Consider the following 12,880-nt stretch of genomic DNA (forward strand, 5'->3'; position numbering starts at 1 on the left):
TGCGGGAGTGGTGGGGGTGGTACCCGCGATGCGGCCGGCGGTAAACAGGCCCAGGTGTGTCGTCGCACCGGCAGCATAGCCCTCGGTGACCAGAATGGATGCGGTCACATCGCCCCGGAGGGCATGAATCGGGGTGTCAGGTGCGTAAACGCACCAGCCTGTCACGCAGGGTGATCAGGATGTCGGCGCTGGAGTGTCGGCGCCGGGGAGGGCCAGCATCTGGTCCAGCGCCACCCGGGCGTGGTGCGCGGTGTCCGGGTCCACCGTGATCTGGTTGACCACCCGGCCGGCCACCAGCTCCTCCAGTGCCCACACCAGGTGCGGCAGGTCGATCCGGTTCATCGTCGAGCAGTAGCAGACCGCCTTGTCCAGGAACATGATCTGCTTGTCCGGGTGGGCCAGCGCCAGCCGGCGCACCAGGTTCAGCTCGGTGCCGACCGCCCACGCCGAGCCGGCCGGGGCCGCCTCGACGGCCCTGATGATGTACTCCGTCGAGCCCACGAAGTCGGCGGCGGTGACCACCTCGTGCCGGCACTCCGGGTGCACCAGCACGTTCACCCCCGGCACCCGCTCGCGGACGTCGTCGACGCTGTCCAGGGTGAACCGGCCGTGCACCGAGCAGTGCCCGCGCCACAGGATCATCTTCGCGTCGCGGAGCTGCTCGGCGGTGAGCCCGCCGTTGGGCTTGTGCGGGTCGTAGAGCACGCAGTCGTCGAGCGAGAGGCCCAGCTCCAGCACGGCGGTGTTGCGGCCCAGGTGCTGGTCGGGCAGGAACAACACCTTCGACCCCTGCGCGTACGCCCAGTCCAGCGCCCGCCTGGCGTTGGACGAGGTGCAGACCACGCCGCCGTTGCGGCCGACGAAGCCCTTGATGTCCGCCGAGGAGTTCATGTACGTCACCGGGACGGTGTCCTGCGCCACGCCCAGCTCGGTCAGCACGTCCCACGCGGTCTCGACCTGGGACAGCACCGCCATGTCGGCCATCGAGCAGCCGGCGGCAAGGTCGGGCAGGACCACCTTCTGGCTGTCGGTGGTGAGGATGTCGGCGCTCTCGGCCATGAAGTGCACACCGCAGAAGACGATGTACTCCGCGTCCGGCCGGGCCGCCGCCTCGCGGGCCAGCTTGAACGAGTCGCCGGTCACGTCGGCGAACTGGATCACCTCGTCGCGTTGGTAGTGATGGCCCAGCACGAAGACCCTGTCGCCCAGCGCCGCCTTCGCCGCCGTGGCCCGGGCCACCAGGTCGGGGTCGCTGGGCGCCGGCAGGTCGCCCGGACACTCCACGCCACGCTCGGTGGCGGGGTCGCTGCCGCGGCCGAGCAGCAGCAGGGCCGTCGCGGTGTTGGAGGGTTCCACCCAGGTCGAAGTCACGACCACATGGTTCCACAGCCGGGCGAGAAGGCGGCTCGTGCCGGTGTGGGCTGCCGCACTGCCCCGTGCCGATGTGTCCTGCCACACTGCTCGGCATGCGCGTGCTGCTCTGCCCCGACAAGTTCGCCGGCACGCTGTCGGCCCAGGAGGTCGCCGCGGCGGTGGCCGAGGGCTGGCGGGAGGTGGCCGACGCCGACGACCTGCTCATCCGCCCGCTCACCGACGGCGGTCCCGGCTTCGTCGCCGTCCTCGCCGAGGCGCTCGGCGGGCGCCGGGTGCCGGTGCCGACCGTCGACCCGCTCGGCCGGCCGGTCGCCGGTGAGATCCTGCTCACCGGCGACGGCACGGCGTACCTGGAGAGCGCCCAGGCGTGCGGCCTGCACCTGCTCGCCGCCGCCGAGCGCGACCCGAAGACCACCACCTCGTACGGGCTCGGCGCGCTGGTCACCGCCGCGGTGGAGCACGGCGCCCGGACAGTGGTGATCGGGCTCGGCGGCTCCGGCACCAACGACGGCGGGGCCGGTCTGCTCACCGCGCTCGGCGTCACCGCGCTCGACGAGGCCGGCCGGGCCCTGCCGTACGGCGGGGCGGCGCTGGCCGGGGTCGCCGGGCTGGACGGCGCGCCCCGGCTGCGGGGCGCCACCCTGGTCGCCGCGACCGACGTGGACAACCCGCTGCTCGGGCTGCACGGGGCCAGCAGCGTCTACGGCCCGCAGAAGGGCGCGACCCGCGCCGACGTGCTGCTGCTCGACGCCGCGCTGGAGCGCTTCTCCGGCGTACTGGAACGGGACCTGCCCGGCTGCCCGGCGGGCCTCGGCGCGCTGCCCGGCGGCGGCGCGGCGGGCGGCCTCGGCGCGGCGATCCTGGCCCTCGGCGGCCGGTGCGAGTCGGGCATCGGCCTGGTCACCGAGGCCATCGGGCTGCCCGCCGCGCTCGACGCGGCCGACCTGGTGGTCACGGGCGAGGGCTCCTTCGACCACCAGTCGCTGCGCGGCAAGGTCGTCGCCGGGGTGGCCGGGGCCGCCCGGGACCGGGGGGTGCCCTGCGTGGTGCTGGCGGGGCAGGTGAGCACCGGGCGGCGCGAGGCGGCCTCGGCCGGCGTCACCGACGCGTACAGCCTGGTGGAGCACTTCGGTGGGGAGGAGCGTGGCGGGCTCGCCGCGGCGCTCGGCCGCCCGGCGGAGGGGCTGCGCCAGCTCGGCGCCCGGCTGGCCCGCCAGTGGAGCCGTTGAGCGCCGGCCGGGTGGGCGGCCGACGGCCCGCTCACCCCCGCGGCTGGCGGCGCCGTCGAACGTCCGCTTCCCACCTATCCTCCTAGGACGGCCTCGCGGGTGTGTGCGGGCCCCTATCCGGCGGGATCCCGGGCCCGGATCACGTCGAAGGGGTGGTCCCGGCCGAGGCGGCGTACGATCGGGTCTGCGACCACATCGGGAATCACTGGACGACGCGAGACGTTGGCCAGTGCGTCCAGACCCAGACCGCGCAGGGAGATTTCCACGTGACCACGCCAGCGCAGACCGAGTCGACCGAGGCCAAGGCCCCTACTTCCGTCGTCCTCACCGACGTCGCGGCGCAGAAGGTCAAGGCCCTGATCGAGCAGGAGAACCGCAACGACCTGCGGCTCCGGGTGGCGGTGCAGCCAGGCGGCTGCTCCGGCCTGCGGTACCAGCTCTTCTTCGACGAGCGCTCGCTCGACGGTGACGTCGTCACCGACTTCGACGGCGTCGAGGTCGTCGTCGACCGGATGAGCGCCCCCTACCTGTCCGGCGCCACCATCGACTTCGCCGACCGGATCGACGCCCAGGGCTTCACCATCGACAACCCGAACGCGGGCAGCTCCTGCGCCTGCGGCGACTCGTTCAGCTGAGTCGACGCCCCTTCGGCCGATGCGGCGGGGCCACCCCCGATCCGGGGGTGGCCCCGTTGTTTTTTTGCCGGACCGCTGCGCCGTCCGTAGCCGTCCACGCGCGCTGTCGCGGCGGACCGACCAGGGTGGATCCGTCCCGGGCTGACGCCGGGTGTCCGGCCGTCGACGCGGGGCCGAACGGAACGTGACCGATCCTCGTCCGACCCGCGACCACGACACCGGCCGGCCCGGTAGGCTGACCCGCGCCGTGCTCCCGACCGCGAGGGTTGACATGAAGATCGCCGTGACCGGCTCGATCGCGACCGACCATCTGATGAGCTTCCCCGGCCGGTTCGCCGACCAGCTCATCGCCGACCAGCTCGACAAGGTCTCGCTGTCCTTCCTCGTGGACGACCTGGTGCTGCGCCGGGGCGGGGTGGCCGCCAACATCGCCTTCGGCATGGGGCAGCTCGGCCTGCGCCCGATCCTGCTCGGTGCGGTCGGCGCCGACTTCGCCGACTACCGCTCCTGGCTGGAGCGGCACGGCGTCGACTGTGACTCGGTGCACGTCAGCGAGGTGGCGCACACCGCCCGGTTCGTCTGCACCACCGACACCGAGATGTGCCAGATCGCCTCCTTCTACGCGGGCGCGATGAGCGAGGCACGCAACATCGAGCTGGCCCCGGTCGCGAAGCGGCTCGGCGGGCTCGACCTCGTGCTGGTCGGCGCCAACGACCCCGCGGCGATGCTGCGGCACTCCGCCGAGTGCCGCGAGCGCGGGTACGCCTTCGTCGCCGACCCGTCCCAGCAGCTCGCCCGGATGGACGGCGAGGACGTGGTGGGCCTGATCGACGGCGCCGAGTACCTGATGACCAACGAGTACGAGAAGTCGCTGCTGCAGAGCAAGGCCGGGCTCACCGACGCGCAGTTGCTGGACCGGGTGAAGATCCGGGTGACCACGCTGGGCAGCAACGGCGTGGAGATCGTCGGCCGGGACTTCGGCACCATCCACGTGCCGATCGCCCGGGAGACCCGGGCGGTCGACCCCACCGGCGTCGGGGACGGCTTCCGGGGCGGGTTCTTCGCCGCGCTCTCCTGGGGCCTGGAGCTGGAGCGGGCCGCCCAGGTCGGCTCCCTGCTGGCGACCCTGGTGCTGGAGACCGTCGGCACCCAGGAGTACGAGGTGCGCCGCGACCTGTTCGTCAAGCGGCTCGCCGAGTCGTACGGCGACGTCGCCGCAGAGGACGTCCGGCCGCATCTGCTGCCGTAGGCCCGGCCCGCCGGCGCGCTGAACCGACCAGCACGCGATGATCGCCTGCGGCTGAGTGGCACGACACGCCGACACAGTTGCCGCTCAGCCGCAGACGATCAAGGGACATCGGCAGCGGCTGCCCTCGGCCCTAGCGCCGCGCCGCCTGCGGCGGGGCGACGGTGCCGGAGGTGGTCGCGGCGATGAACGCGGACCACTGGCGGGCCGGGAAGACGAGCGTCGGGCCGGACCGGTCCTTGCTGTCGCGCACCGCCATGACGTCGGGCAGGACGGCGCACTCCACGCAGTCGCCGTTGTTGGCGCTCCGGCTGCTGGTGAACCAGCGGGCGGCGGCGAGGTCGGGGGTGGGGTTAAGCATGGTGGCCTCCGAGGGTTAGGCCGCGCCGGCCAGCTCCCGGATCAACGCGCGCGACTCGGCGGGGGAGAGGGCGACCTGGCGCAGGTTGTCGGCCACCATGCTATAGGTGCGGACGCCGTCCGGGTCCTGCACGTACATCGCCCCGTCCAGCACCTCGGTGTAGGCGATCGGCCGAACGTGGGCGAAGTCCAGCAGCACGAACTTGCCCAGCGGCGTCGCGGAGTGCGGCCCGTCCTCGGGGCGGAGCACCTGCACGGTGACGCTCGGCAGCTCGGACATGGCGACCAGGTGCGCGAGCTGGGCTCGCCGGGTCTCGTCGCCGTTGACCCGCAGCCGCAGCGCCGCCTCGCCGATCACGGCGTGCAGGGTGAGCGGCTCGTCGTCGGTGAGCCTTTTGGCCCGGGTCTGCCGGAAGGACACGAAACGCTCGGCGTGGTCGGGGCGGACGAAGCCGGTGCCGAGGGTCAGCGCCTGGGCGTAGTCCTCGGTCTGGAGCAGGCCGGGGATGACCATGGACTCGAACACGAACGCGGACTCGGCCAGCCCTTCCAGGCCGACGTACGTCTTGAACCAGTCCGGCATCACGGCGGCCCAGGGCGCCCACCACGTCTTGGCGTCGGAGCGGGTGGCGAGCGTGGTGAGCCGGTCGATCGCCGGCTGGTCGGCCCCGCAGGCCCGCAGGATGTTCGCGATGTCCTCGGGGAACTGCTGGTAGCGGCCGGTCTCCATGTGGCCGAGCTTCGGCTTGCCGATGCCGGTGCGGGCCGCGAGTTCGGTCAGCGTCATCGGCGACTCGCGGCGATATCGGCCCAGCTCCGCCCCGATCAGCCAGCGCAGCGCGGAAGGGTCTGTTCGCGGTGCCATCAGTTCGCCTCCACGTTCGTGTACCGATGAAGACATCATGCCGCCACCACTTCCAATAAGCAATGCGACGGGCTATACGTATAGCAATCAACCTTCTGGAGGTGGCCATGCTTGACCCGACGACCGAGCCACTCGGCACGCCCGAGGAGTTTCAGCTGATGCTTGTCGAGCTGGTGAACGAGTTCGCGCCCCGGCGGTTCGCGATCTGCGAGGAGCACGGCGACCGGGTCGACGGCCGAGTCTTCGCCTGGGGCATGTCGTTCGAGGACGGCGTCCTGCTCCACAGCGACGATCGGACGTCGACCGGGCACTTCGCGGACGCCGAGGGCGCACTCCGGCTCTTCAGCCGCACTGGTCGTCAACTCCGGTTGATCTGGATCGACGCCCTGCCATCGAGCACGAGCCCATGAGGCGCGGGTCGTGGGCGGCTCAGTGGGTGCGGCGGACCTCGTAGCCGGGGCCCTCGGAGTGCGCGGCGACGAACTCCTGGCCGCGCATCCGGCACCAGGCCGGGATGTCGACGGCCGCCGCCGGGTCGTCGGCGAGGACCCGCAGCACCGCACCGACCGGCAGCTCCGGCAGCCGGCGGGCCAGCCCGATCACCGGCAGCGGGCAGCGCTGACCCCGACAGTCCAGCACCTCGGCGGGGGCGGTCGGTGCCGCCGGCCTGGTCACCTCGTCCGGCCCGGTCACAGCCCCACCACCCCCGCCTCAGCGCGCAGCTCCGTGACGATCCCCGGCAGCTCGGCGAGGAACCGCTCCACCTGCGCCGGGGTCGTCTCCCGGTGCAGCGACACCCGTACGTTGCCGTGCGACAGCACCCCCATCGCCTCCAGCACGTGCGACGGGCGCAGCGTCGACGACGTGCAGGACGAGCCCGAGGAGACCGCGAACCCCCGGCGGTCCAGCGCGTGCAGCAGCGCCTCGCCGTCGACGTACAGGCAGGAGAAGGTGACCAGGTGGGGGAGCCGGTCGACCGGGTCGCCGACCACCTCCACGTCCGGCACCTCGGCCGCCACCCGGGCCCGGATCAGGTCCACCAGCGGGGCCAGCCGGGCAGCCTCGGCCGCCGCGTCGGCCGCCGCCGCGCGCAGGCTCGCCGCCGCCGCCACCACCGCGGGCAGGTTCACCACCCCGGGGGTACGCCCCGACTCCCGCTCGTCGGCCGGCCACGGCGACTCCCACCGGGTGCCCTTGCGCACCACCAGCAGCCCGACGCCGGGCGGGCCGCCCCACTTGTGCGCGCTGGCGGTCAGCACCGACCAGCCGCCCGGCACCGGGGCCCGCCCGACGAGCTGGGCCGCGTCGACGTACAGCGGCACCCCGGCGGCGGCGCACGCGGCGGCGGCCTCGGCCACCGGCTGCACGGTGCCCACCTCGTGGCTGGCCCCGATCAGCGCGGCGAGGGCCACGCCCGGCGCGGCGACCGCCGTCGACCAGGCAGCCACCTCGACCCGGCCGAGCCGGTCCACCGGCACGCAGGTCGCCGTGCCGCCGGCGGCGACGTGCCGCTCGGCGGCGTGCAGCACGGCCGAGTGCTCGATCGCGGAGTGCACCAGAGCGCCGCCCACCCGGCGCCGCCCGGCCAGGCCGCCGAGCACGGCCGAGTGCGCGGCGGTCGTACCGCTGGGGGTGAAGGACAGCTCGTCGGCGCGGACGCCGAGGGTGGCCGCGGCGGCCTCGCGGGCCGCGTCGAGCAGTTGCCGGGCCCGGCGGGCCTGCGTGTAGAGCCTGGCCGGATCGGCCCAGCCGTCGTCGAGGGCGGCCAGCAGGGCCTGCCGGGCGACCGGGTGTGGCGGCGCGGCGGTGGCCGCGTCCAGGTAGACCGAGGGTGCGCTCACGGCTCCGACGCTATCGCGCCGGTATGCCCAAGATCCCCCCGATGGGGGCGGACGGCCACCCCAACACGGTCAGGCCCGTCATGGTCGAGTAATCTGCGACCGTCGGTGACGCCTTTGCCGCTGGTACGGGGACAACAACCACCGCGGCGCGCTAGGGAGGCAGGACCAGGTGGTCGCAAGGAGTTCGGAGGTACGGCCGTCGGCCGTACGGCACAGCGCTTCTCCGGGAGCCGGTGGACGCCGGCGGCGTGGTGCTGGTCGGCTCGCCGGGCTCGGCCTCGGCGGCGCGGCGTTGCTGGTCCTGCTCACGGGCTGTGACGTCGGCAAGACCTTCGCCGGCTTCGGCTGGCCGCAGGGCGGCATCTCGCCCGAGTCGCACCGGATGTACAACCTGTGGATCGCGTCCTGCATCGCGGCGCTCGCGGTCGGCGTGTTCGTCTGGGGCCTGATCTTCTGGTGCGTGGTGCGCTACCGGAAGCGGGGCAACGACCTGCCGGTGCAGACGCGCTACAACCTGCCGATGGAGTTCCTCTACACGATCGCCCCGATCCTGATCGTGTCGGTGCTCTTCTACTACACGGCGGTCGTGCAGACCGACGTGACGAAGACGACGAAGAACCCCGACATCACGGTCGAGGTCATCGCCTTCAAGTGGAACTGGCAGTTCAACTACCGCGACGGCCAGGGCAAGGACGCCAACACGGTGGCCTCGGTGCTCGGCACCAGCGAGGTCATCCCGATCCTGGTCCTGCCGACCGACCGGTCCATCCGGTTCGAGGAGCACAGCAAGGACGTCGTCCACTCGTTCTGGGTGCCGGAGCTGCTGTTCAAGCGGGACGTCATGCCGGGCAACGTCCGCAACGTCTTCGAGGTCTCCAGCCTCGACGCCGAGGGCGCGTACGTCGGTCGCTGCGCCGAGCTGTGCGGCAGCTACCACGCGTTCATGAACTTCGAGCTGCGGGTCGTCTCCCCACAGCAGTACGACCAGTTCCTGGCCGCCAAGCGGGACGGCAGGTCGACGCAGGAGGCGCTCACCGCGATCGGCGAGGACCCGTACGCCTCCACCACCGTGCCGTTCAAGACCCGGCGCGACACGGCCAACTTCAACCCGGACGACGTCACCGCCGGCGCGGGAAGCTGAGGGAGCGGGCATGAAGACCGAGTGGCGTATCTTCCTGGTCATCGCCGGGTTCCTCTTCGGCACGACGGTTCTCTACGGCGCCTGGACGTACGGCGACTCCGGCGGCCGGGTCGAGTGGGTCGGCACCGTGGCGCTGCTGCTGTCGTTCCTGCTCTGCACGATGTGCGGCGGCTTCTTCTGGTTCGTCTCCCGCCGCATCGACCTGCGTCCGGAGGACCGGCCGGACGGCGAGATCGCCGACGGCGCGGGCGAGATCGGCTTCTTCAGCCCGGGCAGCTACTGGCCCATCGGGCTGGCGTTGGCCGCCGCGATCGCCGGCCTCGGCCTGGCGTTCTGGCAGTTCTGGCTGATCGGCCTGGGCCTGCTGGCGGTCGTCTTCGCCGCCTGCGGCCTGCTCTTCGAGTACTACACCGGCACCCGGCGCACCGCCGAGCACTGACCGGCGCCCCGGCAACACGTCAGGAAGCCCGCACCCCGTTCCAGGGGCGCGGGCTTCCTGCCTGTCCGGCCCCGCCTCTGGTCGGGCGCGCTTCTGTCCGGCCCGCCTCTGGTCGGTCCCGTCGTGTTGATCGACTCGGTGTGCGGCATGTCGCGCCTTCGTAGACGCAGCAAGGAGCGTTGTGCGGCAACTGGAGTGGATCTTCGCCGGAACCCCGCCGGGCTGGTTAGGGCTGGTCAGGGCAGGTCGCGGGCGGGGCGCGGGTCGGTCAGGCGTCTGCTGGCCGGGGTGAGGTGCTGGTCAGGCGGCGTGGCGTCGGGACGCGCGGTGGCGGCGGCCGGTGAGCCGGGTGGCCGGGAAGGTGAACGTGGCGATCAGCACGGCTGCGCCACAGCCGGTGCAGGCCAGCTCCGGGCAGTCGGCGCCGTGGCCGTCGGCGCAGGGCGGCGCCTCGAACGGCTGCACGCCCCCGCAGGTATCGCAGTAGAGCTCGCGGTCCGACACGGGCGTCTCCTCTGGTTGCTGGACGCCGTCGTGGTCGCGCGGTGCCCGCCGGGGCGGCGGGACCGGGGACCCACGGGGACGTCGGCCGGCGTGGTGGCCGGTGGCCCGTCCGGCGGGCGGTGGCCGGACCGGGCATCGGAAAATCACTCGGATGTAGTTTCCCACGGAGGTGCGACACGTTCGCCGAGGGCCGTGGGTGCACCGACGGCTGCCGCCTACGTACCGAGGGCTACCGGCCGACCTGCCGGTCCGGTCCGCCGACCTACCACCGCTCCGGTCCGCCAGCCCGGCTGCCGCTCCGGCCTACCGCTGCCCCGGCCGCTGCTCCGGGGCTACCACCGCTCCGGGCCTAGCGCCGACCCGGCTGCCGCTCCGGGGCTACCACCGACCCGGCTACCGCCGCGGTCCGCCGGTCGATCCCACACCGACGGCTGCGGTCCGTTGTCGGGTGTGGGAGGGCTGGTCGGTGCGCGCCGACCAGCCGGGCGGGCGGTCAGGCGGAGCGGGTGACCTCGATCCAGCGGTCCAGCGTGGCGGCGGCGGCGCCGGAGTCGATCGACTCGGCGGCCCGGGTCATCCCGGCGCGCAGCGCCTCGACCAGGTCGCCGTCGAGCGGGCCCTGGGTGGCCAGCGCGGCGGCGGCGTTGACGAGCACCGCGTCCCGCACCGGGCCGGTCTCACCGGCCAGCAACCGCCGGGCCACGTCGGCGTTGTACGCCGCGTCCCCGCCCCGCAGGTCGGCCAGGGTGGCCCGGGGAACCCCGAGATCCACCGCGTCCAGCAGCGCCTCCCTGACGGTGCCTGCCTGCGCCACCCAGACCCGGGTGGGTGCGGCGGTGGTGAACTCGTCGAGGCCGTCCTCGCCGCGCAGCACCAGCACCGAGTCGCCCCGGGCGGCGAAGACGGCCGCCATCACCGGCGCCATCCGCAGGTCGAAGCAGCCGACCGCGCCGGCCCGGGGCCGGGCCGGGTTGGTCAGCGGGCCGAGGAAGTTGAAGAAGGTCGGTACACCAAGCTCACGCCGGGTCGGGCCGGTGTGCCGCATGCCCGGGTGGAACCGGCCGGCGAAGCAGAAGCCGATGCCGGCCTCGGTCACGCACCGGGCCACCCCCTCCGGGGCCAGGTCGAGCGGGACGCCGAGGTACTCCAGCAGGTCGGCCGTACCGCACAGGGACGAGGCGGCCCGGTTGCCGTGCTTGACCACCCGGACCCCGGCACCGGCCACCACGAGGGCGGCCATGGTCGAGATGTTGACGGTGTGGGCGAGGTCACCACCGGTGCCGACCACGTCGAGCGCGGACGCCCGTAGTTCCTCCGGCAGTTCCACCGGCAGCGCCTCGCCGAGCATCGTCTCGACCAGCCCGGCCAGCTCGGCCGGGGTCTCGCCCTTGGCCCGCAGCGCGACGGCGAAACCGGCGATCTGCGCCGGAGCCGCCGAGCCGGCCATGATCTCGCCCATCGCCCAGGCGGTGTCAGCGGTGGCGAGTTCCTCACCGCGCAGCAGCGCGGAGATCAGGTGCGGCCAGGTCCGTTCGCCCATGGCGGGCCTCCCGAGCGGGCGTGGGGATGCGGGGGACGGGGTGCGACCGGCGCGGGCCGGCACGTCGGGCCGGGCACCGCCGGTGGCGCCCCGCCGGGGCGTGGCTCGGGCCGGCGTGGCTCGGGCCGGAGTGGCTCAGGCCGGAGTGTGGCTGCGCAGCAGGTCGGCCACGGTGGCGCCGGTGGTCACCGGGTCGAGCGGGTGCACCAGGGTGGCGTCGACCTCGGCGTACGCGGCCAGCCAGCGGTCGGCGGCGCGGGCGATCACCAGGCAGGTCGGGGGGGCGTCGTTCCGGTCGTCCTTGACCTGCCGGGCGATGCCGAGGCCGCCGCCGGGGCTCGCCTCGCCGTCGAGCAGCATCAGGTCGATCTCGTACTCGTCGACCAGCCGGATGCACCCGGCATAGTCGGACGCGTCGACGAACTCGATCTGCAGCCCGGGGGCGGGCCGGGTGCCGACGGCCAGCCGCATCCGGTCGCGGACCTGCGGGTCGTCGCTGTAGAGCAGGACGGTGCAAAGACGATCGCTCATCGCTGGCTGACTCCCACCTCGTAGCTGCCCGCTGATCGTACCCGCCGCCGCAGGCCGGTCGACCCCGCGCCCACGCGGCGCGGCCGGCGTACCGGAAAGGGCTGGTCAGGCTGCTGTTTCCGCCGCCTCCGCGGCGCGCTGGCGGGCCTCCTGGCGGTCCAGCTCGCGGTCGAGCCGGCGGGCCTCCCGCTCGGACTGGCGCACCCACTGCACCACCAGGACCGCGAGCATCGTCACACTGACGAACTCGCCGCCGGCCCACAGGATCCCGCCGGCGACCACCTGGTCGTCCCAGGGGTTGGACCAGGTCAGGTTGAGCGACGGGTACCAGTCGCCGCCGAAGAGCGTGGTGCTCTGCATGATGGTGAGCCCGAGCACGGTGTGGAACGGCACCGACAGCACCATGAGCAGCGCCCGGGCCGGGTACGGCCACCGGCCGGGCAGCGGGTCCAGCCCGAGCAGCGGCCAGAAGAACACGCAGCCGGTCATGATGAAGTGCGCGTGCACCACCTCGTGCGCCCAGGCGTGTTCGAGGGTGTAGCGGTACAGGTCGGAGAAGTAGAGCGCGAACGGGTTCACCACGAAGATGGCGAACGCCACCAGGGGGAAGCTGTAGACCCGGGCGATCCGGCTGTGCACGATCGCCAGCAGCCGCTTGCGCGGGCGGACCGGCAGGGTGCGCAGGGCCAGGGTGATCGGCGCGCCGAGGGCCAGGAAGATCGGCGAGACCATCGACAGCACCATGTGCTGCACCATGTGCACCGACAGCAGCGCGGTGTCGTACGCGTGCAGGCCGCTGACCGTGACCACGGCGATCCCGCCGAGGCCCGGGCCGAGGAAGAACACCGTGCGGGCGACCGGCCAGCGGTCCCCGCGTAGCCGGAGCCGGTGCACAGCGTAGAGGTAGAGCCCGGCGGCGAGCACCAGCCCGAGGGCCAGCCAGCTGTCCAGCCGGGTCTCGGTGAACACCCGGGCCACGGTGAACGGCGGCGGCAGCGGGTCGCCGCCGGCGGCCATGGCCGGCGGTGCGGCGACCGCTGAGGTGGCGGCGAAGATCGAATCGACGTGCAGCACGCTTTTCAGGCTAGGCCAGGCGAACCGGACCGTCACGATCGGGCCACCCGTGCCACCGGTTTGGCCCCCCGCTGATCGCCGGCCGTGGTCAGGGGCAATAA

15 protein-coding genes are annotated in these 12,880 nt (G+C 73.2%); 6 read left to right on the forward strand and 9 right to left on the reverse strand.

Annotation, left to right across the window (positions count from 1 at the left end; all coding sequences use genetic code 11):
* Nucleotides 1-174: 174 nt before the first annotated feature.
* The gene (gene nadA, locus OOK41_RS11410) at nt 175-1,371 is read right to left on the reverse strand and encodes a quinolinate synthase NadA (protein ID WP_117669003.1); all 1,197 of its coding nucleotides are present in this window, start codon (nt 1,369-1,371) and stop codon (nt 175-177) included.
* A 71-nt stretch (nt 1,372-1,442) separates the two neighbouring features.
* On the opposite strand from nadA, the gene OOK41_RS11415 reads away from it, so the two are divergent.
* The 3 genes from OOK41_RS11415 (at nt 1,443) to OOK41_RS11425 (ending at nt 4,487) form a co-directional block, all read left to right on the forward strand.
* On the forward strand, nt 1,443-2,603 hold the full coding sequence (locus OOK41_RS11415; protein WP_266264470.1) for a glycerate kinase: 1,161 nt from the start codon (nt 1,443-1,445) through the stop codon (nt 2,601-2,603).
* A 266-nt stretch (nt 2,604-2,869) separates the two neighbouring features.
* On the forward strand, nt 2,870-3,238 hold the full coding sequence (gene erpA, locus OOK41_RS11420) for an iron-sulfur cluster insertion protein ErpA (RefSeq protein WP_266264473.1): 369 nt from the start codon (nt 2,870-2,872) through the stop codon (nt 3,236-3,238).
* 271 nt (nt 3,239-3,509) lie between these two features.
* The gene (locus tag OOK41_RS11425) at nt 3,510-4,487 is read left to right on the forward strand and encodes a carbohydrate kinase family protein (RefSeq protein WP_266264475.1); all 978 of its coding nucleotides are present in this window, start codon (nt 3,510-3,512) and stop codon (nt 4,485-4,487) included.
* 130 nt (nt 4,488-4,617) lie between these two features.
* Here OOK41_RS11425 and OOK41_RS11430 read toward each other — a convergent pair whose 3' ends face one another.
* Nucleotides 4,618-4,845, reverse strand: coding sequence for a DUF397 domain-containing protein (locus OOK41_RS11430; protein ID WP_266264477.1), 228 nt, complete (start codon nt 4,843-4,845; stop codon nt 4,618-4,620).
* Nucleotides 4,846-4,860: 15 nt separating this feature from the next.
* Complete coding sequence (locus tag OOK41_RS11435; RefSeq protein WP_266264479.1) at nt 4,861-5,709, reverse strand: helix-turn-helix transcriptional regulator; 849 nt, start codon at nt 5,707-5,709, stop codon at nt 4,861-4,863.
* A 107-nt stretch (nt 5,710-5,816) separates the two neighbouring features.
* Between OOK41_RS11435 and OOK41_RS11440 the strand changes: the two genes are divergently transcribed.
* Nucleotides 5,817-6,119: a hypothetical protein gene (locus OOK41_RS11440; RefSeq protein ID WP_117668959.1), complete on the forward strand. Its 303-nt coding sequence runs from the start codon at nt 5,817-5,819 to the stop codon at nt 6,117-6,119.
* A 19-nt stretch (nt 6,120-6,138) separates the two neighbouring features.
* Here OOK41_RS11440 and OOK41_RS11445 read toward each other — a convergent pair whose 3' ends face one another.
* Nucleotides 6,139-6,402 (reverse strand): sulfurtransferase TusA family protein, encoded by a 264-nt coding sequence (locus tag OOK41_RS11445; RefSeq protein ID WP_243639661.1) that lies wholly within the window; start codon nt 6,400-6,402, stop codon nt 6,139-6,141.
* Nucleotides 6,399-7,550, reverse strand: a complete 1,152-nt coding sequence (locus tag OOK41_RS11450) for a cysteine desulfurase family protein (protein ID WP_266264481.1) — start codon at nt 7,548-7,550, stop codon at nt 6,399-6,401. The genes OOK41_RS11445 and OOK41_RS11450 overlap by 4 nt, the downstream gene beginning before the upstream one ends.
* Before the next feature lie 169 nt (nt 7,551-7,719).
* Here OOK41_RS11450 and coxB point away from each other — a divergent pair, with 169 nt between their 5' ends.
* Together coxB and OOK41_RS11460 are read left to right on the forward strand one after the other, a co-directional pair.
* A complete protein-coding gene (gene coxB, locus OOK41_RS11455) occupies nt 7,720-8,691 on the forward strand; it encodes a cytochrome c oxidase subunit II (RefSeq protein WP_117668957.1) in 972 nt (323 codons plus the stop codon).
* Nucleotides 8,692-8,701: 10 nt separating this feature from the next.
* Nucleotides 8,702-9,130 (forward strand): cytochrome c oxidase subunit 4, encoded by a 429-nt coding sequence (locus OOK41_RS11460; protein ID WP_117668956.1) that lies wholly within the window; start codon nt 8,702-8,704, stop codon nt 9,128-9,130.
* Nucleotides 9,131-9,430: 300 nt separating this feature from the next.
* Here the strand turns inward: OOK41_RS11460 and OOK41_RS11465 are convergent, their stop codons facing one another.
* The 4 genes from OOK41_RS11465 to OOK41_RS11480 all read right to left on the reverse strand — a co-directional run bounded on the left by OOK41_RS11465 (nt 9,431) and on the right by OOK41_RS11480 (nt 12,779).
* Nucleotides 9,431-9,634 (reverse strand): hypothetical protein, encoded by a 204-nt coding sequence (locus tag OOK41_RS11465; protein ID WP_117668955.1) that lies wholly within the window; start codon nt 9,632-9,634, stop codon nt 9,431-9,433.
* A gap of 493 nt (nt 9,635-10,127) precedes the next feature.
* Complete coding sequence (trpD, locus tag OOK41_RS11470) at nt 10,128-11,174, reverse strand: anthranilate phosphoribosyltransferase (RefSeq protein WP_117668954.1); 1,047 nt, start codon at nt 11,172-11,174, stop codon at nt 10,128-10,130.
* Nucleotides 11,175-11,309: 135 nt separating this feature from the next.
* On the reverse strand, nt 11,310-11,705 hold the full coding sequence (locus OOK41_RS11475) for a hypothetical protein (protein ID WP_266264482.1): 396 nt from the start codon (nt 11,703-11,705) through the stop codon (nt 11,310-11,312).
* 105 nt (nt 11,706-11,810) lie between these two features.
* Nucleotides 11,811-12,779 (reverse strand): cytochrome c oxidase assembly protein, encoded by a 969-nt coding sequence (locus tag OOK41_RS11480; protein ID WP_266264483.1) that lies wholly within the window; start codon nt 12,777-12,779, stop codon nt 11,811-11,813.
* Nucleotides 12,780-12,880: the final 101 nt, after the last annotated feature.

Origin of the sequence: Micromonospora sp. NBC_01655, from assembly GCF_026339755.1 — a bacterium.
Lineage (GTDB): Bacteria > Actinomycetota > Actinomycetes > Mycobacteriales > Micromonosporaceae > Micromonospora.

Excerpts from the sequence above, each read along its gene's own strand:
- OOK41_RS11415 (WP_266264470.1), top strand. The coding sequence starts at position 1,443 with ATGTGTCCTGCCACACTGCTCGGCATGCGCGTGCTGCTCTGCCCCGAC.
- OOK41_RS11430 (WP_266264477.1), bottom strand. The coding sequence starts at position 4,845 with ATGCTTAACCCCACCCCCGACCTCGCCGCCGCCCGCTGGTTCACCAGC.
- OOK41_RS11425 (WP_266264475.1), top strand. The coding sequence starts at position 3,510 with ATGAAGATCGCCGTGACCGGCTCGATCGCGACCGACCATCTGATGAGC.
- OOK41_RS11460 (WP_117668956.1), top strand. The coding sequence starts at position 8,702 with ATGAAGACCGAGTGGCGTATCTTCCTGGTCATCGCCGGGTTCCTCTTC.
- OOK41_RS11435 (WP_266264479.1), bottom strand. The coding sequence starts at position 5,709 with ATGGCACCGCGAACAGACCCTTCCGCGCTGCGCTGGCTGATCGGGGCG.
- trpD (WP_117668954.1), bottom strand. The coding sequence starts at position 11,174 with ATGGGCGAACGGACCTGGCCGCACCTGATCTCCGCGCTGCTGCGCGGT.
- OOK41_RS11440 (WP_117668959.1), top strand. The coding sequence starts at position 5,817 with ATGCTTGACCCGACGACCGAGCCACTCGGCACGCCCGAGGAGTTTCAG.
- OOK41_RS11475 (WP_266264482.1), bottom strand. The coding sequence starts at position 11,705 with ATGAGCGATCGTCTTTGCACCGTCCTGCTCTACAGCGACGACCCGCAG.